Source organism: Draconibacterium halophilum, from assembly GCF_010448835.1.
Classification (GTDB): Bacteria; Bacteroidota; Bacteroidia; order Bacteroidales; family Prolixibacteraceae; genus Draconibacterium; species Draconibacterium halophilum.
In genome coordinates, this window is sequence record NZ_CP048409.1 from 1,168,938 (window position 1) to 1,194,296 (window position 25,359).

Here is a 25,359-nt window from a genome sequence, read left to right on the forward strand (position 1 = left end):
CTTTGAGCTCTGCGCTTCGAGCTGTTTAACCATGCAAAACTATATTTTTTGAATTAACAATATACAAGTTCTTATAGGAAATCATTTTACTAAAAATGTTAATTTAGATGCCTTCGAAAAAAACACTAAAAAGAAACTGCACATCATGAGACATTTTATTCTGTCATTTTTTATTCTGTTCACTTTTTCAGCATTTAGTCAGGTTAGTCAACTTAATAAAAGTCCGCTTTCCATTGAAACTATAATGCAGGATCCGGCCAAATGGATCGGCACTTCGCCTAGCGATATCAGCTGGAGCGAAGATGGCGCAAAAATCTACTTTCAGTGGAATCCGGAGCAAGACACACTCGAATCGTTGTATGCATACGAATTATCAAGCGAAGAAATAGAGAAAGTGAGTTTGGATGAGAAAAAAACACTGCCCGGCCGTCGCGGCGATTACAACAGTGATAAGTCAAAAAAAGTATTCACCCGAAACGGCAATCTCTTTCTGCTGGATATTAAAAGCGGAAAAGAAAAGCAGCTAACGGCGTGGTTTGATCGCGCTTCGTCGCCCGAGTTTGTTTTAGGTGATTCGAAAATAGCTTTCACTTTAGACAATAACCTGTTCACCATCGATCCGGAAACAGGGCTGATCACACAGCTCACCAATTTTGTTTCGGGGAATGAGAAAAAGGACAAATCATCGACAGGGCAGGCAAAATGGCTGGAAGACCAGCAAAAAGAATTGTTTGTGGTTTTGCAGGAACGGGAAGCTAAAAGCAAGGCGCGCGAAAATCGTCAGGAGATGGAGAAAGTAGACGAGCCTTTGAAGGTCTACACCGGGAAAAAGCGGGTGATGGATATTTCGTTGAGCCCAACAGGCGATTACATTAGTTATAGTTTGTATGAACGAGCTGCCGATGCAAAAGCAACTTCGGTAACACATCATGTTACTGAATCGGGATATACCGAAGAACGAAATGCCCGCGCAAAAGTGGGAAGTCCGCAGGCATCGGTTGAAATGGGCATTTTTGATGTGAAGAACAACAAACTGATATCGATCGATAAAACACAAATTCCCGGTCTGAAAGATTTACCTGATTACCTGAGTGATTACCCAGAAAGTATGCCAAAAGAAGACGAAGAAATAGAAGATCGTGATGTGAATTTGTTGGGGCCACTCTGGAATGAAACAGAAGATATGGCCGTGGTTGTAGCTTTATCGCAAGACAATAAAGACCGCTGGATAATGCTGCTCAACCCTGAAACAGGCGATTTGGAATTACTCGATCGTCAGCGCGATGAGGCATGGATAGGTGGACCCGGAATTGGCGGCTGGGGCATGTCAACCGGAAGTATTGGCTGGATGCCTGATGGTGAGTCGGTTTGGTTTCATTCTGAGGAGTCGGGATACTCGCATTTGTACGCTGTAAATTGCAAAACCAAAAAGAAAACAACGCTTACCAAAGGCGAGTTTGAAGTTTCGGAGGCATCTATTTCGAACGATAAAAAAAGCTTTTACTTCATTGCCAACAAACAACATCCGGGAGTGAAACACTTGTACAAAATGCCGGTATGGGGAGGAAAACTCACGCAGATAACTTCAATGGAGGGCGGAAACGAAGTAACACTTTCGCCCGACGAAAAATATTTGGCTATTCGTCATTCCGAGGCCAATAAACCCTGGGAACTCTATTTGCAGGAGAACAAAGCGGGTGCAGAAGCCATTCAATTAACGCATTCAACCACCGATGCGTTTAATGAATACGACTGGCGTACGCCCGAGTACATTACTTTTAATGCTGCCGATGGTTCCGAAGTTCATGCCCGTTTATATCGTCCTGAGTCGCCCGAGCAAAACGGGCCCGCAGTAATTTTTGTACATGGCGCGGGATACTTACAAAATGCACATAAATGGTGGAGCAGCTATTTCCGCGAGTACCAATTCCATAATATTTTGGTGGATAACGGTTATACGGTACTGGATATTGATTACCGTGGAAGTGCCGGTTATGGCCGCGACTGGCGAACAGGAATTTACCGCTGGATGGGTGGACTCGATCTGTCGGATCAGGTAGACGGTGCAAAAATGCTTGTAGATAAATATAATGTTTCGGCAGATAAAATTGGTATTTACGGTGGCTCGTATGGTGGTTTTATTACACTAATGGCCATGTTTAACGAGCCGGAAACTTTTTCAGCCGGTGCAGCTTTACGTTCGGTAACCGACTGGGCACATTACAACCACGGTTATACTGCCAATATTCTGAATACGCCAGTGCAGGACAGTATTGCTTACGTAAAAAGTTCGCCTATAAATTTTGCCGATGGACTGCAAGGCAACTTGCTCATGTGCCACGGAATGGTTGACGATAATGTACAATTTCAGGATATTGTTCGCCTGACGCAACGGCTGATTGAGTTGGGTAAAGAAAACTGGGAGCTGGCCGTTTTTCCGGTAGAAGCTCACGGTTTTGTTGAACCCAGCAGCTGGACAGACGAATACCGACGAATCTTTAAATTGTTTGAAGAGACTTTGAAATAATAGACTTGTAAAGAAAGCCTGACCTCAAGTCAGGCTTTCTCTTTTGGTTTTGTAGAAAATATGCTGAACTTCTCGGGTAGAATATTCGTTTAAGTGGATAGAACATAAACAATGGGAGAGTACATCAATGAATACCGGGCAGAAAGAAACAACCCAAACTAATCCGTGGCAAAGTTTTATAAAAAATTCGGCGTCCTATCAAAAACCTGATTCCTTAAAAAGTGTATGGCAAATTATTAACACCTTTATTCCGTACGTTGGCGTGTGGATATTGCTGGTTTATAGTTTGTCGGTTTCGTTGTGGCTTACCGTACCTCTGTTAATTATTGCAGCCGGGTTACTGGTTCGTCTGTTTATTATTTTTCACGATTGCGGGCACGGCTCGTTTTTTAAATCACAAAAGGCCAACCGATATGTAGGAATGCTGTTTGGTATTTTGGCATTTACGCCCTACGATAAATGGCACAGCATGCACATGAAACACCATGCCACTGTTGGAAATCTTGATAAACGTGGTGTTGGCGATGTATGGACTATGACAAAAGAGGAGTACCTGGCCAGTTCGAAAAAGAGGCGGCTGTATTACCGCTTGTACAGGCATCCGATTACGATGTTTGGCATTGGCTCGCTTTATGTATTTCTTATTCAAAACCGATTTACAAAAGACTGGATGACACAAAAACAGAAAAACAATGTTTATCTCACCAATATTGTGTTGGTACTCCTGATTGTTGCGATGAGTTTTGCAATCGGTTTTTTCACCTATCTCATCCTGCAGTTCATTATAATCTACATGGCTGGCATGGCCGGATTGTGGTTGTTTTATCTGCAACACCAGTACGAGGATGTAACGTGGGTGAGGAGCAACGATTGGAACTACACAAAACTGGCGCTCGAAGGTAGTTCGTTTGTGAAATTTCCCAAGCTGCTTCAATGGTTTTCGGGGAATATAGGCTTTCATCATATCCATCATATTAATGCCCGCATACCCAACTACAATTTGCCAAAAGTTTATGCCGAGAATAAAATTTTCAGAGCGGTAAAACCGGTTACTTTTCGCGCAAGTCTGCGCACCATGCGCTTACGTTTATGGGACGAGAAACTACAGAAACTAGTGGGATTTGAGGAAATCTAAATTCGTCGGGACAAATCAGGCAGCAAACAATTTATACCTTCCGTTGTTTTTCGATATTAATGGTACGCATTCAACAATACATTCACTGGTTAAAACATGCATTACTCGTAGTAGTTGCCTTGTTTTCGCTGGCATCGTGTTCGGTAAAAGAACCGGTGTTCAGAGCTATTGGAGCCGATTACCAACGTCCGTTAAATAAAACCAGAACAACCCCGAACTTTGAAAATCATTGCAAAACATCGCCGGACAGATATCAGATCAACAGTAATTTTTACAATTCAGATCATAAAGTTTTACGAACTAGCAATGAATGGGCTGAGTTCGTTTGGCAACAAGCTATCGATACTGAAAAATCGCTGCCAGAGTCTGAAATTGTTTCCGAAAACATCCGGCTCTACATCCTTTTTAAACGGTTAAAATTTGATATGGCGTAAAAGTCATTGCCCCAACGCATTTCGCAAATCATTTTTAATAACCGTAAAATCATTTTACAATGAATATTCATTCGAATAAGTCGGCAAATACTGCCGGACTTTTCACGTTAGCAATCCGTCTGGTAGTTGGCTGGACTTACTTTTCTGCCTTTTGGCGCCGTGTGGTACTTGTCGATAAACTTGACCCGGAAGGGGCTGCCTACATCGGCGAAAAATTCAATCACTTTCTGCCCAACGCTTTGGGAATAAAACCCATAATCGAACACCTGGTCACCCATCCCGAGCAGTTGTGGGGGCGATGGTGGTTTTCACAATTATAGAGGCCATTGTCGGGCTGTTTATAATGCTGGGATTTTTTACCCGATTAATGAGTGTTGGCGTTTTTGGCCTGGCTGCTGGAATTCTGCTGGGCTCAGGTTGGATTGGAACCACCTGCCTCGATGAATGGCAAATCGGGGTACTGGGAATTGCTGCCGGTTTTACCTTGTTTTTTAGTGGCAGCGGTGCCTATTCGCTCGATCAGTTGGTGTTGAAAAAGAAACTCAAATTCACACAAAGCCGGTGGTTTGTTTGGCTGGGTTCGGGCGAACTTCCGATAAAGAATATAAAACCCATGGTGCTTGTTGGCTCGCTGGGAATTTTGTTTCTAACGCTGTTTACCAACCAGGTTTTTCATGGTGGATTGTACGGGAAATTGCACAACAAATCAGTAAAACCTAAAATTGAAATCAGCGATGCCAATATTGAAAATAACATCCTTCAGTTTGAAATTTACCGAACCGAAGGCGTGGATGTGTATGGTTCGTTCTTGATCGGGATTCAGCTAAGCGATGAGAATGGAAATATAGTGTTGGAAAAAACAGGCGAAGAATTAGCCACGTTTCCGGCCGACCAGATTCTTAACCACTACGTAACCAAAGTAAAACCGGGGAAACACAGTTTGATTGTTCCGCTGGGAGCAAAAGCCGATTTGGCTTTAAACGTGAGTAACATCAACATACATGCGGGAAACGCATACACATTGAAACTTATCGACATTAGTGGCCTGGAGTGGGAGAGCAAAGTGCAGCTCTAAAATTATAGCTTAAGTGATAGTATGACTCTAAGTCATGCTATCACTGTTTAGCCATGCATTTTTACTACTTTTAGCATCAAGCAATCGAGTTACTATGACTGAAAAATCTGTCTTTCACAATAAAAACATCTATTTCATTTTTGGCGTAACCCTTATTGCCATGATGGGTGTGGCAAGTATTACTCCCGCTTTCCCCGATATTATCCGCTATTTCGATATCAGTCCGCAACAAGTAGGTTGGCTGATAGTTGCCTTTACGTTGCCCGGTATTTTTCTAACGCCTTTTACCGGAATTTTAGCCGATCGTTATGGCCGAAAAGTGGTGTTGGTGCCCTCCTTGTTTATTTTCGGATTTGCAGGATTTGCCTGTATGTTTGCACCTGGATTCTACTCGTTGCTGGCACTTCGGTTTTTGCAGGGAGTTGGTGCCAGTTCCTTATCAAGTATGAATATTACGCTGGTTGGCGATCTTTTCGATGGTAAGAAACGTACCGCAGTAATGGGCTATAATGCCAGTGTGCTGAGTATTGCTACTGCATCGTACCCGGCGCTTGGCGGGGTTATTGCCATTTTTGGGTGGCAGTATATTTTTGCTTTGCCTATTCTGGCCATTCCGCTGGGCATTTGGGTAATGAAAGGGCTGAATAATCCGGAGCCCAAAAATAAAGCAAAACTACGTTCCTATTTTGGACGCGTATGGCTTACGATTAATCAGCGAACGGTTTGGGGACTTTTCGCCGTAAACTTTATTTTATTTCTGATTTTATACGGTACCTTCCTTACGTATTTCCCACTGCTGATGGAAAAACGCCTGGGCGCCGATTCTTCACGTATCGGGCTGATGATGTCGCTGATGTCGATTACAACGGCTATTATGAGTTCGCAACTGGCACGCCTTAACCGATTGCTGGGGCAAAAACGGCAACTGATAATTGGCAGTGCGTTTTATATGGTGGCTTCGTTGTTAATGATTAATGCCAACAGCTATATGATGTTGAGTGTGGCTGTTATCGTTTTTGGTTTTGGGCACGGCATTACCATTCCGTCCATTCAAAATATGCTGGTTGGCTATGCGGCTATTAACGAGCGGGCGGCATTTATGTCGCTAAACTCGATGGTGCTGCGTGGCGGACAAACTTTTGGGCCGCTAATGGTGGGGGTCTTTTATGCGATTGGCGGTTTGCAGGCCAGTTTCCTGTCGGGGGCAATTATGGCTTTGCTCATGATGATCATCATTTTTGCCACCGTACATACGAAAAAAACAACAAGCGAATAATAACCAATTCCTGGTTCTATTTTGCCGGCAGCCGGGCTTTCCGCTAAAGTTGCCACCGTGTTTGGCAGTTCCACCAACGGCAGTGGGGTAGCTCCCTGTGGTCGCTCCCAACTGCCAGGTGTCACAAGCCAAACACTGCGGCAAGCTACCGCTGCAATCCCTGCCGGGGGCCGGTGGCGCTGCTTGGCGGGCATTTGTTACTGCACCGCGGCTTCGCTGCCGCGCGAATCCTTTCGCGTGGTTTAAGCGGATGGCCCTCTAAAACGAAAAATTTTATAGGCCCACGTGGCAGATGCCCGGTCAAAATGCGTTTTGTACCACCAACTATGCACTGTGCACAAGAAAAAACACATTTGAAACCAACTTCTGTCACCTGGGGGCGTAAAAAAATGCGTTTGAAACTAACTTCTGTTACCTGAGGATGAAAAAAAACGCGTTTGAAACCGACTTCTGTCACCTGTGGGAGGCTTAAAATCAGACAGTTAGAATAGTTAGTGAGTGTGGGCTGTTCGGAAAGCCGCCCGAACCAAACCATAAGGGCTAAAGCCCGGTGCTGAGGGGCTATGCTTAACCCCGGTATTAATGCCGGGGTTAGTGATCCTGCTGCCAAAGTTGGGCTTTAGCCCCCGCTGCCGCTGCCGCGCGATTCTAGGAGGGATTCGCGCGGTAGCGGAAACTTATCTGTATTGTTTTATTTTTTTATTATGCTAACTTTAGGCTTCAATAAAAACCAGAACCGTTGAATGCTCACTCTGCAATAACATTTATACAAAAAGTTGGCTTATACATACGTTATTGGGCATATTGAAAAACTCTATCGATAATGGCCTTTATTAATTCGCAAACTGAAAAAACAATTTATGAAACTATGCCTATACTCAAATACAATAGAAAAAAGGGTTCCGGGAAATGCTGACTTATATATTGAATCTTTTATGAAAAAGATTCAGTGGAAACTAAAGGAACTCGGAGCCAGGTCAGAAGTAAAAATTAACACAATTGAATTTGAAAGAACCGTTAGAAATACGACACATTCAGGAGAGAATAAAATAGAGGCTCTAAAAATTTTAAGAGAAGGATTTGTTCGAATTGAAAAGAATGGTTCAAATAGAATTCAAATATTTTGGGAAGTTAAGCTTGACATTTTACTGTTCCTTTCAATTATGGTAGGATTAATTATTGGACTAATAGTTGGATTTATCGATTCTGGAATTGTGCTATCAATTATTACAGGACTGCTGTTTTCAATAATGGTATACTTCATTGGATACTCGGTAATAAAAATAAAGATTGACAGAATTGTTGAAACATCTGTGTGATTTTGATAAAATTTTTTAGATGAACATTCTCAATACAAAATCATTACATTTGATATATACATGATACTATGAAAAACAAGCACATTCTTTATTCCCTAATAGTAGCTATTATTAGCTTACAACTTTCCGCATTTAATCTTTTCGCACAGAATAATTTGTTAAGCTTCAATAATAATAATCAGTTTAAAATTGTGCAGTTTACTGATTGTCATTTCTACAATGGTGGGGAAAAGTCGCCAGAAGTACTTGAAAATATCAAAGCCATTATGGAAGCAGAAAAACCTGATTTAGTTATTCTAACAGGTGATATTGTAACAGGGAGTGGAGATAATTGGCCAACATTAGCAAGTTGGGAATTACTAACAGAAGTGTTAATTCAATACAAAACTCCATATGCTGTCACTTTTGGAAATCATGATGATGAAGCACAAATCTCAAGGAAGGAATTATTAAAATACCTTTCTAAACGTCCGTATTGTGTTATTTCTGATGAAGGAGGTGATGAAGTTAAAGGAATAGGGAACTATGTATTACCCATTTATAACCAAAACGAAATTGTTGAAAAACTTATCTACTGCCTTGATTCCAGAAGCTATTCTTTAGCCCAAAATAAAGGGGTGGATGGCTATGCATGGTTTGATCAATCTCAGATTAGGTGGTTTGCACGAACGAATCAATCGTGGTTAACGAAAAATCAAAACGCTCAATCTTTACTATTCTTTCATATTCCACTTCCCGAATATAAACAAGCGTTTGATAATGGGGGATTTAGAAATGGAGTACGAATGGAAGATGAATGTTCGCCAAAAATTAACACAGGTATGTTTTCGGAAATGGTACTTCAGGGAAATGTTTTAGGTTCTTTTGTGGGGCATGACCATAATAATAACTACGTAGCGCAATTATTTCAAATTGCGTTGTGCTATGGATACTTTTCTGGTGGTAATTCTTATTGTGATCTTCCGCTTAATGGAGCCCGGATCATTCTTCTGGAAGAAAACAAAAGAACTTTTACTACCTGGCTGAGAAGAATAGATGGGAAGATACTATATGAAGTAGAATTACCTTACTCAGAAAAGAAATAATTAAGCTTTTCGATATTTCAAAGATAGTTATCAGTATCTGAACTGATTTAAAAAGGCTTAGAATAAAGTTTAAAGTTAATTGCAGGGATAGTGATAAAACAAAGGGTTTTAGTCCGCACCAACTACCTCTCGTTTGTTCCTCGCTGGTGCCGATTTGTAACCGGTACTTTTTTGTGGATACATTGGGGTTAAGAGACATTATTTTTCTCTAGTGCTTAGTTCTTTCAAAGGAATCACTTTGCGGGAAATGACAGCCAAATCAAACTATTAGTACCTAATGGCTCGTGACTACAGCTCTTTCAGAGCGATGATTGAATTCATGGAAATACACAGGGCGTTACCCTGTGTTATTGCTTAAGCACCTTTGGTGCTACTTATCTGACAGTTGGATTTTAAAATCCCTCACAGTTGCCAATTTGAAGTAGACATATTTTATGATACATAAAATGCAAAGATTTATTGCTAAATTGAGGCTATCGGAGTTAAAATAGCCCAACGCCCTATGAAATAAAAGTAGAATCGAACATCGCCCTGAAAGGGCATAAGAATAAACACATAAAAACACAATTATGCCTCAATCACTATCAAAAGTTTACACCCACATTACATTCAGCACCAAAAACAGACAAAACTTAATCGACACCGAAATTGAACAACGTCTTTTTAATTATCTGGGTGGTATTTGCAAAGGTCTCGATTGTTTTCCGGTTCAAATAGGAGGATTTAAAAATCATATACATATACTATGTACGTTGGCTCGGGGTACAACACAGTCAATTCTGCTCGAAAAGCTAAAAAAGGAATCATCGAAATGGATAAAAACCGTTGATACAAAATACCATAATTTTTATTGGCAACACGGTTATGGTATTTTTTCTGTTAACCCATCAGAAATTAATATTGTTGAAGAATATATACTAAAACAAGCCGAACACCACAAAACCAAAACCTTTGAAGAAGAATTTCGCGCCTTTCTAAAGAAGTATAAGGTAGTGTATGATGAAAGATATGTTTGGGATTGACTACAGCTCTTTCAGAGCGATGATTGAATGAATGTATATACACAGGGTGTTACCCTGTGTTATTGCTTAAGCACCGTCGGTGCTACTTATCTGACAGTTGGATTTTAAAATCCCTCGCAGTTGCCGATTTATAATTGCTACTTTTTTAGGTAAACAAACAGCAAAACATAAAGCTTTACTTTTTCCAGCCCCTAACTGTGTCAGGCAAAAAAGAGCGGGGCTGTATATTCTTTATTTATACAGCCCCGTTTTCTATTTTGCTTTTATAGTTATTTATTCCATCCAAAACCGGTTGCGTTTGTAGATCTTCTTCCCCCAGTAAACAAAAGGCGTATCGGCGGCAGCTACAATCCATTTCAGGAAATAGGTGGTTAGCAGAATTTCAAGCAACACCGGCCATTCGTAAACGCCCCAAAAGGCAATGGCAACAAAAACAACACTGTCTATTAGTTGCGAAACCATAGTACTGAGGTTATTACGCAGCCAGATCTGGTTGTCTTTCGAAAAACGTTTTTTCCAGAAATGGTAGGCCCACACATCGTGACGCTGCGATAACAGGTAGGCAGCCAGACTGGCAACAGCAATACGCGGCATCAGGCTGAAGATGGTACTTGTAGCTTCATGAGTTATACCGGCAAATTCGTCGCCTTCCAATGGCAGAAACTCCAGTGCCAGGTTCATCAGCAGGGTCATGGAAATAAGGCTAAAGAACCCGATCCATACAGCCTTTTTGGCTTCCTCCTTTCCGTAGTTCTCCGATAAAATATCGGTAACCAAAAACGAGGTAGCATAAACAATATTTCCGAGTGTGGCCACCAGCCCAAACAGCTCAACGGTTTGTATTACCTGAATGTTGGCAACAATTACCGAGATGGGAATCCACATTACCAATCCCCATTTACCGAATAAACGGTAAGCTAAAATAATTAGCAGAAAATTTGCCAGCAGCATGGCCAGCCATAACAATTCGTTTTGCATTTTTTTAATTCTTTTATGTGCAGGGTGATGCCACCTGCGCAGTTCGTACTCTTAATTTTGGCCTGCAAATGTAATGGAAAAAGCTGAATATCAAAAAATAAGAGTCCTACTTAAAAGTTTCTTTACGTCATTCTGAACTTGTTTCAGAATCTAAATAATTTTGCTTTTCTAAATCATTAGTCCTGCAAAACTTAAAGATTGCTTCTCCTCCAATTAGCGGATCGCAATGACGCATAATTCAATGGATTTACAGGGAGTGACTCCCACACACTATCGTCATTGCGAGAGTCCGCCAAAATTTTGTTTTTGCCATAATGAGGTAATGACAGATTATGCAGGGGTGTCATTTCGAATGAGGGAAACGAATGAGAATTGAAAATCAGCGGAGCTAAATCTGTTCCTTTTGTGAAAGATTTCTCCTCATTCTTCGTCGAAATGACAATAATGCATAAAGTGGTATTTTGCTCATATTTAACGACTTATTAAAATCTGTCATTGGCAACGTAGTGAAGCAATCTGTTTATCTTCGATTACTTAATCCGAACAACAGTGTTTGAAAAAGCTCCTTACTTTGAAACACTTTTCAAAATACTTAAAGTCTTTTCATTCACCTTTCCAAACAACGAAACTCCTGAGGCTCCGTTTTTAAGGGCAACACGAATTCCTTCTTCCAGCTCTTCATCCGATTTAAAATCGGGTAAATACAGACCGGCATAAATTGGGAATTTACCGCAAAGGAAATGCATTCCTTCTTCAACAGCGTCGCCAATCCAGCTTACTGTTTCACGGTAAAAACCGTGGTAGATCATCGGGCAAACGGCATCGAGGTTCCAGTTGGTCCAGTCCTGGCGTACAATACGGCGTGCTATTTCCGGTGTTGGGAAAACCGCTGCGGTAATTGGCTTGTTGTGCGCGTGTGCAATTTCTGCCAGATGGTTCACAATGTTGTTTACCTGCTCGTAACGGTATTTCCGCCATGCCGGGCTCTGATCCGGATGTTCCATCTCTAGCGGATCTTTACCGGTTTTCTTTTTAAAATTCTCGCGGCAGGTATCGCAGTAGCAAAAATCGTATTCGGGCAATTCCTGGCTTTGATCGATACCGTAATTGTCCCACAGGTTTACCGGCAGAATGACATCGCAGTAGCGCACATAATCAAGGTGAAGGCCATCTATATAGTCTTTTTTCAGAATCTCGGTTGACAGTTGTGCCAGGTATTCTTTTACTTCCGGTTTCGAAGGACACAGCCAGCGGTAATAACCCACATACGGAGGATTGGTGGCACATGATTTTCCATCGCGACTAACGGCATACCATTCCGGGTGACTTTCCAGCAGCTCTTTTTCGCCACGGTTCATGGTCCACATCCAGCGGTGTGTTTCCAGTCCGGCCTTTTTAGCGATACGGAAATGGCGTTCGCTGTCGTGCTCGAAAAACATGCCGCGCACACCGGCTTCGTAATAACTGCTGTATTTCTTTTGCAGATCTTCGTCTGTTTCCTCATGATTTGGATTTTCCCAAACCCAGTGTTTCAAACCTTGTTCAGCTGCAGCTGGTTTTGCTTCGCCGGCACAGGCGCCTGCCACTGTAAGGCCCATCCCGGCCAGCATTGTGGTTTTAATAAAATCTCTTTTATTCATCGCTAAATTGTTTAGTTGTCAGTATGTTTTTGTATTAAGCCATCCGGATTAATCGAGATCATCAGGCCGTTGTTGGTTTTTAAAGTTGCGATATATGTTTTTCCCGAGGCGTTCATTTCCAGCGAGAAATTGGTGTTGTTCTCTTTTCCGTTTGCTTGAATTCCAAGTGTGGCAAGGTTGTTACAAAATGTCTTATGCTCACGCCGATAATCGCGTTGTGCATAAAACACATGCCACAGATGTTGGGCCAGCAACTCCTCCTCGGGCAGTTGAAATGCTGCAACTTTTGATTTTGGCAATTCTGATGAAAACCTGATAAGTCCCCAGCGTTCAGGGTAATGCATATTAATTACGCCCTGCGGACTCCACACCCAGTTATTTTCAGGTATTAATTTACCATCGTCGTTGGTTTTTCGCGTGTATTTCCCATCAATAATTTCTGTTTGCCACTGTACCCGCGAAAAGTTGATTTTCCAAATGTCGCCTGCTCTCGGCTGAATAAAAGTTCCATCGGTGGTAAGCGATGCAAAAGGAATGGCCATTTCAACACACCATTTTTTATCGGTGTCGGTCGGGTCATTTAGCGTGCCATCCAAATAAATGGCGCTTTTAAAACCTTTGGCGTTCCATTCAATGTCAGCCTTTCCACCATTACGGTAAGGTTTATCCAGAAAGAGGTCGAATAAAGTGTTTTGGGCGTTCACCTCAAATTCGTAATAATTATGCGTGTCGCCATCGGGATCGATAAACACCTCAAAATCATTTTCGTGGTAAACGATCATGTCCTGTTTATCGTAGTAAGCCCAAATATGTTCTTCCTCCAATTCAGCAAAAATATACAGGTTGTCAGCGTCCCATAACATTTTTATATGTGTGCGATAAGTTGGATGAGGCATGTTCTCTCCTTGAATATCTATGAATTCGGAAGTCCACGCAGCATTCTTCCATACCGGTTCGTTGGCTTGCCCGTCAATTTTTATTGTATCCCGGCTTTGCCCTGCTGTATAGGTGTTTGGAGGTGTGAACAAGTGGGTATGCTTTCCCCATTGTGCTTGTGCTGACAAGCTCAAGTTGCTGATTATGAAAAGTGTAAGGAAGACTGCATCCCTGATAATACGCATAGATTTAATCACTATTAATGTCGGACAATAACGACAAAAATATCGAAAATATTATCAAGAGAGGCAGGTCTTTTTAAAAAAATTAAGAATAAGGCTTATTTTATTTCTACTTCGCGCGTAATGTATTCGGCGTAATCTTTGATTATTGGATCGTATTGTTCGTGGAATAATTCTGATGTAACCATAAAATCGGCCGTAGAACGGTTTGATGCTGTTGGAATGTTGTATAAAACCGTAATACGCAGCAATGCTTTTACGTCAACATCGTGTGGTTGTGGTTGCATAGGATCCCAAAAGAAGATGAGCATATCAATATTTCCTTCGCAGATGAGGGCGCCTAGCTGTTGGTCGCCACCCAGAGGACCCGATTTCAGCCGTGTTATAGTTGGCGGTACGGTGCCATGCTGGTGGCAGCTTGCAGCAAGTGCCTCTTCAACCATTTTGCCGGTTGTACCTGTGCAGATCAAGTCGTGTTGAACCAGTTCTTTCCAGTTGAAAGAAACCCATTCCATTATATCTTTTTTGCGGTTATCGTGTGCTACGATCGCTATATTCTTTTTCCTTTTCATTGTTTTCATGTTTTTGCATTCAGTAAACTAATATTGAATGTTATTTTCGCTTCAAATGTAGACTGTTTTTAAATAGGAAATGCGGAAAAACATGTTTTGTAACATTAATATGGCTCAAATTTAATTTCTACATGCAAAATCAACATCCTGCTTAACGTTTGCGTAATACCGATGTGAAATCAGGATGAGTCTTATCTCATCCAATTTCCGTTTTCAATCGGCATTAACTCCCGAAGAAATTCGGGACAGGCTATTGTAATTCCAGTATTTCGCTTAAGGCTCACACTGAAAAACAATTGGTATAACCTTCTGAATTATTGGTTATAAAAGGCTTTTCATTTCTTCTATCATTTTCTGAGCCAGTTTATCTGCTTCTGCACTTGATTTTGCTTCCGCATAAATCCGAATGATCGGTTCGGTATTCGATTTTCGCAAGTGAATCCACGATTCGGCAAAATCAATTTTTACCCCGTCGGTGGCGGTTACTTCCTCGTGTGCATACTTCTCTTTCATTTGAATAAGAATGTTATCCACATCGATATCTGGTGTCATTTCAATTTTATTCTTCGAGATAAAATAGTCGGGATAGGTTTTCCGTAGCTCCGAACATTTAAGGCCTGATTTGGCCAGGTGAGTTAAGAAAAGTGCCGCTCCAACCAAGGCATCGCGACCACTGTGGCTGGCCGGATATATAATTCCGCCGTTGCCTTCGCCACCGATAACGGCATTCGTTTCGCGCATTTTGGCCACAACATTCACTTCTCCAACCATGCCGGCCGAGTAACTCTGACCGTGTTTTTCTGTAACATCGCGTAGTGCCCGACTTGATGATAAATTAGAAACCGTATTTCCCGGAGTTTGGCTTAATACAAAATCGGCAACAGCTACCAGTGTATATTCTTCGTTGAACATACTGCCGTCTTCGTTAATAATTACCAAACGATCAACATCAGGATCGACAACAAAACCTACATCCACTTTATTCTTACTAATAATTTCGGCTGTTTCTACCAGATTTTCAGGGATTGGCTCTGGTGTATGCGCAAAATGCCCTGTCGGTTCGCAGTTAATTTCAACAATGTTTTTTATGCCGAGTGCTTTAAAAAGTGCGGGCATGGCAACTCCTCCAACCGAGTTCACGGCATCAACTGCTACGGAGAAGTTGGCTTTTTTAATGGCTTCTACGTCAACCAAATCGAGATCTAAAACGTGTTGTACGTGTATATCTGTATAGTCTTTTTCTACCACTGTTCCCAGATCGTCTACTTCTGCAAAACTAAAATCTTCAGCATCGGCCAATGCCAGTACTTTTGCTCCTTCTGCGGCATCGAGAAATTCGCCGGCAGCGTTCAGTAGTTTTAATGCATTCCATTGTTTCGGATTATGACTTGCCGTGAGGATAATTCCGCCATCGGCTTTTTCTTCAGTAACGGCAATTTCGGTAGTTGGGGTGGTTGCCAGCCCGATATTTACCACGTTGCATCCCATTCCTGAGAGTGTTGAAACCACAATTGATGCTACCATTTCTCCCGAAATTCGTGCATCGCGGCCAACCACAACTGTAATTTTTTCTTTGTTTGCTTTTTCTTTAGCCCACGTAGTGTAGGCTGCAGTAAATTTAACTACGTCGAGCGGACTTAGCCCTTCGCCCGGTTTTCCTCCAATGGTGCCTCGTATTCCCGAGATCGATTTTATTAATGTCATAATCTAATGTTCAGTTTGAGCTGTAAAGATAGAAAGTCAATCTTGAATTTTTGGGAAAAACGACAAGATTGTAAACTGATTTAATCCAATTCTTCCAATTCGCGAAGTGTTGCTTTTAATTTTTTTGTGTAGTTGCCGTAGAGTTTTCGAAATCCCCAGCGAAGGAAAAAGAAAATGCCGCCACCGAATAGCACAACAATCAGAACCGATATTACGAATGCTAAAATGAGCTTACTTGTTTCAATGTCGGTGAACTGAAGGCCTTGTAGTTCAGCATTGTGATTTAATCCTTCGTACATTCCTGTGGTAAATGCCGATGCCATCGCAAGCAACATACTTGCCAGAGCAAGGTAGAAAAGGCGTTGGTAAAGAATCAGTGTCTCTATAATTTTTTTGAGAGTGCCCTTTAGATCGCAAGCAACATCACATTGTCGTTTAACCCGGTAATATTTGATAACAAAATAAAGGAAAGTGGTAACAATAAGAACGTTGCCAAAAACAGCCAGGAAGAGCACCCAGTTTGGAATAGGCATTTCGCTGTAGTATTTCTCAATGGTTTCGGGCGAAAAGATAAAATCATCGAAAGTAAAAAGCAGTATCAATCCCAATAAAACGACAAAACCTATTTTTATATTCCGGTCAATACGTTCAATCAGGCTTTTGGTACGTTTGCCGAGCATAGTGTGCAACTGAATTTCATCCAGTTCTTTGGAGGGGGTCATTTGGCTCCATGTTTTTTTCAGTTCTTTTAATTCCATAACTACTACTCTTCAGTTACCATCAGTTTCTTCAACTTTTTCTTTATCCGGTTCATTTTTACCCGCACATAGTTTTGAGTGATACCGGTAATTTCTGCTATTTCCTCGTATTTTTTACTTTCGAGGTACAACAGCACGATCGACTTTTCGATTCCGGTAAGCTGCTGAATGGCTTTGTGCAATACTTTTATATTCTCTTCGGTTTCGGTATCGTACTTTTCTTCTTCAATCTGAAAATTTTCGTACGTCAGGCTATTTTGGTCAGGTCTTCTTTTACTTTTTTTGAAAGATGTAATAGCAGTATTAAGCGCTACACGGTACATCCACGTTGAAACCTTTGATTCTCTTCTGAAATTGGGGTACGACTTCCAAAGCTGTACCACAATCTCCTGAAAAAGATCATTCCGGTCATCTTCCGTATCGCAATAAATATTGCATACTTTGTGGATGATGCCCTGGTTTTTCTGGATTATGTGTAAGAATTCCTTTTCCAAAATCGCTTTATTAGTAAGTGGTAGAGCGAATAATTACAATTTATGGTTAACAAACAGTTTTTGAGACGGTTAGATTATGAGATTTGATACTTTTGCATTTACATCATTTTCAGGAATTTAATTTCTTTCTCGGTGAGAATACGCCATTTCCCACGTGGCAGGTTCTTCTTTGTAAGACCGGCAAAAAGTACACGGTCCAGTTTTTTTACCCGGTAACCAAAGTGCTCGAAAATACGACGAACAATGCGGTTTTTTCCTGAATGAATTTCAATGCCTACCTCGGTTTTGTCTTCCGATGTGTAACTAATGGCATCGGCCGCAATTGGGCCATCTTCCAGCTCAATTCCTTCGGCAATCATATCCATATGTCCGCGTTCAACCGGCTTGTCGAGCGTGGCCTGATACACTTTCTTTTTGTTGTGTTTCGGGTGTGTCAGTTTTTTCGATAGGTCGCCGTCGTTGGTAAACAGCAACAATCCGGTGGTATTCCTATCGAGTCTTCCAACAGGGTAAACACGCTCATCACAAGCATCTTTTATCAGGTCCATTACAATTTTATCTGCATGAGGATCGTCGGTAGTGGTAACGTAATCTTTTGGTTTGTTTAGCAAAATGTAAACTTTGCGCTCGGCTTCCAGTTTCCTCCCATCGAAACGAACTTCGTCGCCCGGCAGTACGCGTGTTCCCATTTCGGTGATAATTTTACCGTTAATGGTTACGGCTCCGGCAGCAATAAAAGTATCGGCTTCGCGTCGCGAGCAAACACCTGCATTGGCGATAAAGCGGTTTAAGCGCATTCCTTCGGCCGAAAGTGTTTTTAGTTTTGGGCTGGATTCTGCCGACTCTTTTTCTTGTTGGTCGGTTTGCCAAATTTTTTCCGTGGTTTGAATTCTTTTTTAGGCTCCGATTTTTCTACCAGTCGTGATTTGCCAACTCGTTTGCCCGAAGGTGTTTTACCCGACCGTTTAGAAGTATTGCCGGATGATTTTCCTTGTGAACTGCCCCGGCTGCTGTTGTTATTCTTGCGCATTGCTAAATTATTTTGTGCAAAGATCGCTAATTTTTTCGATCTGGGATTTTATTTCAACGAATTCACTTAAATTCGGAGTTGAAACATAAAAATTGAGTAATGAATTCGCATGAAATTGATTTTAAGATCATCGGGCACGATGTTCAGTTGGTTGAAGTTGAGTTAGATCCGGAAGAAATTGTGATTGCCGAAGCCGGTGCTATGTTGTATATGGAAGATGGTATTGAATTTCAGGCTCGCATGGGAGATGGTTCAAATCCGCGAGCTGGTTTTTTCGATAAATTATTATCGGCTGGATCGCGCCTTATAACAGGAGAATCGTTGTTTCTAACACATTTCTCCAACCGGGGATGGGGGAAAAAGATCGTGGCATTTTCAGCTCCTTATCCGGGGACGATAATCCCCTTGAATTTACCTGATTATGGTGGACGGATCATCGTTCAGAAAGATGCTTTTTTGTGCGCCGCATATGGTACAAAAATATCGATAACATTTAACAGAAAGCTCGGATCCGGCTTTTTTGGCGGCGAAGGGTTTATTCTTCAACAGCTGGATGGAGATGGAAAGGCCTTTATCCACGCGGGAGGAACAGTGATTGAAAAGCAGCTGAATAACGAAACCTTGCGGGTAGATACCGGTTGTATTGTAGGTTTTGAAACGTCAATAGATTATAGTGTTGAACAGGCGGGTGGTTTGCGCTCGATGGTTTTTGGCGGTGAGGGAATCTTTTTAGCCACCTTGCGTGGAACCGGGAAAGTATGGCTGCAAAGTATGCCAATCAGAAAATTAATTGCAGAATTGTCGCCGGGCGGTGGTAACACGCGCAAAGAAGCTCGTGGTGGACTGTTGGATAATTTACTGGAAGGATAGATCAAGTCCGCAGTATTCAGTTTAAAGTCTCAGTTTTCAGTTAAAGATCAGGCAACTGTTTACTGAGACTGAAAACTTCCTATACGACACCAGGCAAACTTATTCCTTTAAGTTTTCGGTACAGATCGAGTGCAAAAATATCGGTCATTCCCGAAACAAAATCAACTACCGATTGAATTTTCAGGTACACCGAATCGTCCGCGGGTTTATATTGTGCGGGCAGCAGCGACAATATCTTTTGGCTATATCGATCTTTTTTATCGCTATTCATTATGGCATAAACAAACTCTTCCAAAAGGGTACCGATAATTTTGTAACCTGCAATTTCAATTTCAACAACCGAGCGGTGTGCATAAATTTCGCTAAATGAAATGCGCTGAACCTCTTTCATCGCTATGGCCTGCTTTTCCGGAAGCTCATCGATTAGACTACCTGAAAAGGTGCCGTCCATAATCGTTTTGTAATTGGATTTAAAAATATCAATACAGCGGTAAATCAATTCGCCGATAACATTGGCGCGCAGGTAGCTTATTTGTTCGTTTACATCGCTTACCTGGGTAAAGGTTTTCTCGAAACGTTCAATGCGTTCTTCTGCAAAGAAATTCTGAAATAGTATACGAATTCTGTCGTAGCTTAAAATACCCAGTTTAAATGCATCTTCCAAATCCATAATCTGGTAGCAAATATCGTCTGCAGCTTCTACCAAATAAACCAGCGGGTGCCGCGCAAAACTTTGGTCTCCGCGTTGAGCAATTCCCAGTTCATTAGCAATGCGGTTGTAACTTTCTTTGTCCGACTGGAAAAAGCCAAACTTTGGTTTAGTAGCTTTTACCGACTCGAACGGATATTTTACAATGCTGGCCAGCGTTGCATACGTTAATGCAAAACCACCTTCGCGTTTGCCGTTAAACTGGTGGGTAAGTGTGCGAAAAGCGTTGGCATTTCCATCAAAACAGGTGAAATCTTTCCATTCGCCTTCTGAAAGTTGGTCTCTGAATTTTTGTCCGCTTGCTTTATTAAAATAGTTCGAAATGGCTGCTTCGCCTGAATGCCCAAATGGTGGATTTCCCAAATCGTGCGCCAGACAAGCAGTTGAAACAATCGTTCCAATTTCGTGAATCAGCGGATTATCCTGATGAATTTCCAGGAGATACTCCGACAATAAATTCCCCAGCGAACGGCCAACACTAGCCACCTCCAGGCTGTGGGTGAGGCGGTTGTGCACAAAAATATGTTCGGGCAGCGGAAAAACCTGTGTTTTATTCTGCATCCGGCGAAATGGCGACGAGAAAATAATCCGGTCGTAATCGCGCTGAAACTGCGTGCGGTCTTCGTTTGTTACCGGGCCTAAAGTGCCTTTACTGCCTAGTCGTTTTGGCGAAAGAAGTGTGTTCCATTCCATAGTCTCAAAAATTCTTGCACGAATGTATAAGAAATTCTTGAACTCTCCTTAATCCAACCAGAACGACGGAGTGAAAAGTACCAGTACCGAATAGATTTCCAAACGGCCGATTACCATTAGCGCTGTTAAGAAATATTTGGCTCCGGCCGGTAAATGCAGGAAGTTGCTCACCGGACCAACACTTCCAAATCCCGGACCAATACCAGCCATGCTTGTTGCCACTGCACCAAACGAGGTTTTCAGGTCGTTGGTCCAAAGCATCATTATCATCGTCCCGACAATAAGTATGAGGTAATAAAAAACCACAAAAGTAAATACCCGATTGATAAGCTCGGGGCGCACCACATTTTTGTTATAGTGAACCACACGCACCACCGTGCTTGACGAAAAATACTCTTTGTAAAGGGTTCGTATTCGTTTAAAAACAACGAGATGGCGGATTACTTTTACACCGCCGCCGGTTGATCCGGAGGATGCCCCGATCAACATTAGCATAGCAATAATTCCTATCGATTGTAAAGGCCATTGTAAATAATCGGAAGTGGCAAAACCGGTTGCAGTTAAAATGGAAACCACCTGGAAAAATGCATGACGGAAGGCCGGCTCAAAACCCATTTCGTGGTGCTGAAAGAACAGCGAAAAGGTGATGATCGATCCGGCGGCCAAAATTATTTTTAAATACAACCGGAGTTCCTCATTTTTAAAAGCGGTTTTAAAATCGCCACGCAACCAAAAAACATGCACAATAAAATTGATCCCTGAAAGCAGCATAAAAAAGGTAACCGTGTATTGTATAAACGGCGAGAAACCGGCCAGACTATCGTTTTTTGTAGAGAATCCGCCGGTGGCTATGGTAGCAAACGAGTGACAAATGGCATCGAACAACGACATGCCGCCAATCCACAAAATAATAGTTTCGGCAAAGGTTAGCCCCATGTAAATTAACCATAATTGTCGGGCCACTTTGCGTATTCGTGTCGATACCTTTTCGGTGGCTACGCTCGATACCTCGGAGTAAAACAGGTAAATTCCATTGATTTTCAGAAAGGGCATAATAGCCACTACCAGAACAATAATTCCCATTCCTCCAATCCAATGGGTTTCGGCACGCCAGAATAACACGCTTTTTGGCAGCGCTTCAATGTCGGCCAAAATAGATGATCCGGTTGTGGTAAATCCGGAGATGGATTCGAAAAATGCATTGGTAAAGTTGGGAATACTACCGGTTAGTAAATAGGGAAGTGTGCCCACCAAAGCCATTACAACCCAGGCCAGCGTAACAATGATAAAACTTTCGCGCAACGAAGGTTCTACCTGCCGTTGTTTTTTTGTGAGCAGGTTTATAACAACCCCAAAATAAAGGTAATCAGAAAAGTGTGCGAAAGATCAGTGAATACGCTCTCTTTGTATATAAATGAAACAATAAGCGCAAAGAACATAAATAGGCTTTCGAACGTAATTACAATCGAAATGATATGTAAAATTAAAGCGGTGTTTATTTTAAGTTGCTTCATTTATTCCTAAAAGTTGTTAAAACTAATGGCAGGTAATCCTTGCTTTGTCGCACAGCATTTTTAGAGTTTTCTATTCTCAATGCTTTTAAATCTGAAATTGATAGATGGGTAGTTGCTGTATAAAATTACTAAATGGAATAGTTTTTATACAAAAGTGCTAACGACTTCGTTTTTCAGAAAATCTCAGAAAAACAGCAATTGTGGGGGAATAAATCTGGTGGTGGCAGGTTGGTATAAAAGATTAAAATATTCTTAAAAACATGGCTTGTCTCACCCTTATTCGGACGGTTTATGTTTTTCGGGAGATTACCTAAGGTTGTGGTTTTTATTGAAAAAGCCTGGATTTTGTTGTCCTGATCTTCGAGGTTTTCGAGAAACGATTCGAATAAACCAATTTCGGGCGACACAATACATTCAATTTCTGTTGCGTCAGTTTCCGAAGAGAATCCAATATCTTTTTTTGCAAAAGGACTGTCCTCGGTAATCTGTAGTATACCTGTCAGAAAATAAATTAAAAGCAGCGTGAATAATGCTCTCAAACCTTAGCTTTTAAAATTATACGACAAAGTTAGATTCTCTTTTGTAGTTGTGTGTTTATACTGTTAACCCCGACCCGAAATTTGAGGTTTATTTAACTCCGTGTTTGTATATAGCCGTAGTTTAAAGGGTGTAAGTAGAGTATTTTTTTATTTCGCGTGCTAGTTCTCGCGCCTTTCCATCCGTTATCTGGTTTAATCGTTCCCAGAATTTCGGGCCATGATTTTTAATTTCGGTATGCACTAATTCGTGCAGCAGAATATAGTCAATCAGTTTTACCGGCAGTTTCATCATTTGCAAATTCAGGCTGATATTGTTTTTTGATGAACAGCTTCCCCAGTTTCGGCGGTTATTCCTTATGGTTACTTTGTTGTAGTTAAAACCGTACTTTTTGGCCAGATCAGAAATGCGAACAGGAAGTAGTCGTTTAGCTTCGTAACGATAAATAGTGGTTAAAATATTTTCGATAAAGGCTATCGATTCTTCATCTTCAAAGTCCGGGACAGAGATCGTAATGGTGTTACCTTTTCTTTTCGTTTCTTTTTTTTCGCCCTGAACAATTTGAATTTTATGCAATTTTGTTTCAATCTCAGTGTCTGGTTTTAAGGTGGTTAAGCGGGCCTGCATTTTGCTCTGTTGCTTTAAAACCCATTGCTCATTTTTTGTGACAAAAGCCAGTGCTTCCTTTGGTGTTACAAAAAAAGGAAAAGAAACCAGCACAGATTTGTCGGGTTTTACGCTAAGTTTAATATTTTTAGATCGTTGGTTTTGAGAAAAAGTAACCTTGCCGATATGTTTTAATTGAACTACTTGGCTTGCCATACGTTATTGTTAAAAATAAAAATCAAAGATATCAATCATGGGAAATAAAAAAATGGAGGTATTCGTAAACCTCACCAAAAAAGATATGGTTGTTACGGTTGAGGAAAAAATTCTTCCCGGAAGCCTGGTGTTCGAATCATTAAATCCGTTTCCCGGCTATTATCATAATTTGCCAACTGATCCCGGGTCATTGTACATTTATCTGGTGTTGGAGAAACAATATCCGCTTGAAGAGGTTTTGAGGGCAACACAAGCCATCGAAAAAAAATACGATTGGAATTTTGACGCCGGAAAAGCTTATATGCTAATCGGTTCAACCTTTCTTAATGCTATCCGAATTAAACATCTGCCTTCGCTTGATTTATTAGTGAAAATACAAGAAGCGTATATCGCTCAAGGTATTCATTTCCTGATGAAAAAGAAATTGAAAGGAAAGCTTGAAGCTAACGTTAAGATTGTAAAATTCCTTGAGTTGGAGAAACTTGCCGAAGGTATTTATCTGAATGTTCAGGATCCTACCTTTGCTTATGTTGAAGTACCAAAATATTTAGATTCGGAAGAATTTACAAAAGTATCGATGGATGTGAAATACAACTGGGAAGGACATGAATTTGATGCTGCCAGTGCTTCATTCTATATTGATGGACTGTTGTATGAGGCAGTGCGTGTTTTTTCGGATAAAATGGACATTAAATATCTCAGCGACATAAAAAAATTATATTCTGAGAAGATCGATTAATAAAATGTTTCAATTGATAGAAAAGGCAGCAGTTTTTTGCTGCCTTTTTTTGTGCCTGCGTTTCAACTATATGTCAACCTACTTTTTTTAGTACATTTGGTTAACTTTGTATAAAACTGGAATCATTATGGATAACAGATCCCGATTATTTGTTTATAGCCTTCTGGCAATTTTGGCGAGCATGCTGTTTGCCTGTAAAGGAAATTCGGATAAATCAGCTATTAAAACCGAAGTTGTAAATCGTGGCCCGGTGGTGGCTTCGTTTAAATGCCCGGGAAGCGTTGGCGCGGGCAATGTTGTGTCGGTGCTAAATCCTCTGCGAAACTCGGTGGTTGCTGTTTATAAAATGCCCGGCGAGCAGGTTAAAAAAGGGGAACTTATTATGCAGCTCGACAAAACACAAATTCAAGATGAAATTTCCAGTCTGAATAACCAGTTATTGCAGAAGCAAAATGCCCTTGAAAAAAACCGGTTAAATGCACGAAGTATTCAGCTCGATCTTAATCAAAGTGAACAAGCGAAAAAGGCTCGTGTCGAGAATATGAAACATTCGCTTGAGCAGCAGGAAAAACTGCTGGAAGCCGGCGGAACATCGCAGGCAAGAGTAGACCAGATAAAACAAAACCTGGCTTTGGCAGAGAGCGATTTAAACAACCAGGCCGAAAAGAATTCAATACGTTTACAGCAGCTTGAGATGGATGAGCGCAACCTGGAACTACAAATTGCTTCGTTTAAAAAGAGCCTGAGTACACAAAGAGCTATTCTCCAAAAGACAGATGTTAAAGCACCGGTTTCAGGAATTCTGCTGGAGCTTGCCGGGAATGTGGGGGATTATGTTTCGCTCGATGGGGCGCTGGTAACAATTGCCGATGAAAATACTTCTAAAATTGTTGGAACCGCCGGTAAAAATAAGCTCGGTTTAATTCACGCCGGAGGAGAGGTGGAAGTGTTAGTGAACGGTGAAAAGTTTATGGGAACTATCGGTCAGGTTTACGACGATGAGAATTCGGAGTCGGTCTCGTTTGATGTTTTTATTGCCGAAAATGATCAGCAAAAACTGAATGACGTTGAAAATGTTGAGTTGCTGGTAAAAGCTAACGACAAGGAAAATGTGCTCCGAATTCGAAAATTGCCGGGAATGACATTATCGCAACATTTCGATGTTTTGCTTCAGAAAGATGATGAAGTTATTCGAACCGAAATTGTTTTGGGAACTATTGGTAAAGATTACTGTGAAATCATTTCAGGCGTGAATGAAGGCGATGTTATTTTGGTTAAAGATCCTTCTACCGCTCTGGTGCAATAAAA

General features: G+C 41.3%; 24 protein-coding genes and 1 pseudogene. 12 read left to right on the forward strand and 13 right to left on the reverse strand.

The features are described from left to right. Positions 1-145 precede the first annotated feature (145 nt). From G0Q07_RS04740 to G0Q07_RS04775, 9 genes and pseudogenes are all read left to right on the forward strand, one after another. Complete coding sequence (locus G0Q07_RS04740) at positions 146-2,527, forward strand: S9 family peptidase (RefSeq protein WP_163345006.1); 2,382 nt, start codon at positions 146-148, stop codon at positions 2,525-2,527. Between the two features lie 127 nt (positions 2,528-2,654). Beyond that, positions 2,655-3,662 (forward strand): fatty acid desaturase, encoded by a 1,008-nt coding sequence (locus tag G0Q07_RS04745; protein ID WP_163345007.1) that lies wholly within the window; start codon positions 2,655-2,657, stop codon positions 3,660-3,662. A 59-nt stretch (positions 3,663-3,721) separates the two neighbouring features. Further along, complete coding sequence (locus G0Q07_RS04750; RefSeq protein ID WP_163345008.1) at positions 3,722-4,096, forward strand: hypothetical protein; 375 nt, start codon at positions 3,722-3,724, stop codon at positions 4,094-4,096. A gap of 59 nt (positions 4,097-4,155) precedes the next feature. After that, positions 4,156-4,631: pseudogene (locus G0Q07_RS20610) on the forward strand (TQO small subunit DoxD); the annotation flags it as partial. A 78-nt stretch (positions 4,632-4,709) separates the two neighbouring features. After that, positions 4,710-5,171 carry a TQO small subunit DoxA domain-containing protein gene (locus G0Q07_RS20615; protein ID WP_246223021.1) on the forward strand — a complete coding sequence of 154 codons (462 nt, stop codon included), beginning with the start codon at positions 4,710-4,712 and terminating at the stop codon, positions 5,169-5,171. Positions 5,172-5,265: 94 nt separating this feature from the next. Continuing rightward, complete coding sequence (locus G0Q07_RS04760) at positions 5,266-6,447, forward strand: MFS transporter (RefSeq protein WP_163345009.1); 1,182 nt, start codon at positions 5,266-5,268, stop codon at positions 6,445-6,447. A gap of 860 nt (positions 6,448-7,307) precedes the next feature. Further along, a complete protein-coding gene (locus G0Q07_RS04765) occupies positions 7,308-7,766 on the forward strand; it encodes a hypothetical protein (protein WP_163345010.1) in 459 nt (152 codons plus the stop codon). 68 nt (positions 7,767-7,834) lie between these two features. Beyond that, complete coding sequence (locus tag G0Q07_RS04770; protein WP_163345011.1) at positions 7,835-8,851, forward strand: metallophosphoesterase family protein; 1,017 nt, start codon at positions 7,835-7,837, stop codon at positions 8,849-8,851. Between the two features lie 569 nt (positions 8,852-9,420). Next, positions 9,421-9,873 (forward strand): transposase, encoded by a 453-nt coding sequence (locus tag G0Q07_RS04775; protein WP_163345012.1) that lies wholly within the window; start codon positions 9,421-9,423, stop codon positions 9,871-9,873. Positions 9,874-10,146: 273 nt separating this feature from the next. Here the strand turns inward: G0Q07_RS04775 and G0Q07_RS04780 are convergent, their stop codons facing one another. The 9 genes from G0Q07_RS04780 to G0Q07_RS04820 all read right to left on the reverse strand — a co-directional run bounded on the left by G0Q07_RS04780 (position 10,147) and on the right by G0Q07_RS04820 (position 18,167). Beyond that, the gene (locus G0Q07_RS04780; protein WP_163345013.1) at positions 10,147-10,851 is read right to left on the reverse strand and encodes a queuosine precursor transporter; all 705 of its coding nucleotides are present in this window, start codon (positions 10,849-10,851) and stop codon (positions 10,147-10,149) included. Positions 10,852-11,417: 566 nt separating this feature from the next. Further along, positions 11,418-12,491: a family 10 glycosylhydrolase gene (locus G0Q07_RS04785; RefSeq protein WP_163345014.1), complete on the reverse strand. Its 1,074-nt coding sequence runs from the start codon at positions 12,489-12,491 to the stop codon at positions 11,418-11,420. Positions 12,492-12,502: 11 nt separating this feature from the next. Further along, the gene (locus G0Q07_RS04790; protein WP_163345015.1) at positions 12,503-13,612 is read right to left on the reverse strand and encodes a carbohydrate-binding family 9-like protein; all 1,110 of its coding nucleotides are present in this window, start codon (positions 13,610-13,612) and stop codon (positions 12,503-12,505) included. 95 nt (positions 13,613-13,707) lie between these two features. Beyond that, positions 13,708-14,181: a methylglyoxal synthase gene (locus tag G0Q07_RS04795; protein WP_163345016.1), complete on the reverse strand. Its 474-nt coding sequence runs from the start codon at positions 14,179-14,181 to the stop codon at positions 13,708-13,710. A gap of 321 nt (positions 14,182-14,502) precedes the next feature. After that, positions 14,503-15,885, reverse strand: coding sequence for a phosphoglucosamine mutase (gene glmM / locus G0Q07_RS04800; RefSeq protein ID WP_163345017.1), 1,383 nt, complete (start codon positions 15,883-15,885; stop codon positions 14,503-14,505). Between the two features lie 80 nt (positions 15,886-15,965). Continuing rightward, positions 15,966-16,643 carry a hypothetical protein gene (locus G0Q07_RS04805; RefSeq protein ID WP_163345018.1) on the reverse strand — a complete coding sequence of 226 codons (678 nt, stop codon included), beginning with the start codon at positions 16,641-16,643 and terminating at the stop codon, positions 15,966-15,968. A gap of 5 nt (positions 16,644-16,648) precedes the next feature. Further along, on the reverse strand, positions 16,649-17,137 hold the full coding sequence (locus G0Q07_RS04810) for an RNA polymerase sigma factor (RefSeq protein WP_163345019.1): 489 nt from the start codon (positions 17,135-17,137) through the stop codon (positions 16,649-16,651). A 98-nt stretch (positions 17,138-17,235) separates the two neighbouring features. Beyond that, positions 17,236-17,934: a pseudouridine synthase gene (locus G0Q07_RS04815; protein ID WP_163345020.1), complete on the reverse strand. Its 699-nt coding sequence runs from the start codon at positions 17,932-17,934 to the stop codon at positions 17,236-17,238. A 20-nt stretch (positions 17,935-17,954) separates the two neighbouring features. Further along, positions 17,955-18,167 carry a hypothetical protein gene (locus tag G0Q07_RS04820; RefSeq protein WP_163345021.1) on the reverse strand — a complete coding sequence of 71 codons (213 nt, stop codon included), beginning with the start codon at positions 18,165-18,167 and terminating at the stop codon, positions 17,955-17,957. A gap of 99 nt (positions 18,168-18,266) precedes the next feature. Between G0Q07_RS04820 and G0Q07_RS04825 the strand changes: the two genes are divergently transcribed. Beyond that, positions 18,267-19,037, forward strand: a complete 771-nt coding sequence (locus G0Q07_RS04825) for a TIGR00266 family protein (RefSeq protein ID WP_163345022.1) — start codon at positions 18,267-18,269, stop codon at positions 19,035-19,037. 79 nt (positions 19,038-19,116) lie between these two features. Here the strand turns inward: G0Q07_RS04825 and G0Q07_RS04830 are convergent, their stop codons facing one another. From G0Q07_RS04830 to G0Q07_RS04845, 4 genes are all read right to left on the reverse strand, one after another. Next, positions 19,117-20,439 carry a deoxyguanosinetriphosphate triphosphohydrolase gene (locus G0Q07_RS04830; protein ID WP_163345023.1) on the reverse strand — a complete coding sequence of 441 codons (1,323 nt, stop codon included), beginning with the start codon at positions 20,437-20,439 and terminating at the stop codon, positions 19,117-19,119. A gap of 48 nt (positions 20,440-20,487) precedes the next feature. After that, the gene (locus G0Q07_RS04835; protein ID WP_317165140.1) at positions 20,488-21,783 is read right to left on the reverse strand and encodes a TrkH family potassium uptake protein; all 1,296 of its coding nucleotides are present in this window, start codon (positions 21,781-21,783) and stop codon (positions 20,488-20,490) included. 343 nt (positions 21,784-22,126) lie between these two features. Next, the gene (locus tag G0Q07_RS04840; RefSeq protein ID WP_163345025.1) at positions 22,127-22,492 is read right to left on the reverse strand and encodes a hypothetical protein; all 366 of its coding nucleotides are present in this window, start codon (positions 22,490-22,492) and stop codon (positions 22,127-22,129) included. A gap of 121 nt (positions 22,493-22,613) precedes the next feature. Then, entirely contained in the window at positions 22,614-23,312 is a 699-nt protein-coding gene (locus G0Q07_RS04845) for a M48 family metallopeptidase (protein ID WP_163345026.1), read from the reverse strand. A 37-nt stretch (positions 23,313-23,349) separates the two neighbouring features. On the opposite strand from G0Q07_RS04845, the gene G0Q07_RS04850 reads away from it, so the two are divergent. Both G0Q07_RS04850 and G0Q07_RS04855 read left to right on the forward strand, forming a co-directional pair. Beyond that, on the forward strand, positions 23,350-24,051 hold the full coding sequence (locus tag G0Q07_RS04850; RefSeq protein ID WP_163345027.1) for a hypothetical protein: 702 nt from the start codon (positions 23,350-23,352) through the stop codon (positions 24,049-24,051). Positions 24,052-24,178: 127 nt separating this feature from the next. After that, positions 24,179-25,357: an efflux RND transporter periplasmic adaptor subunit gene (locus G0Q07_RS04855; RefSeq protein WP_163345028.1), complete on the forward strand. Its 1,179-nt coding sequence runs from the start codon at positions 24,179-24,181 to the stop codon at positions 25,355-25,357. Positions 25,358-25,359 lie beyond the last annotated feature (2 nt).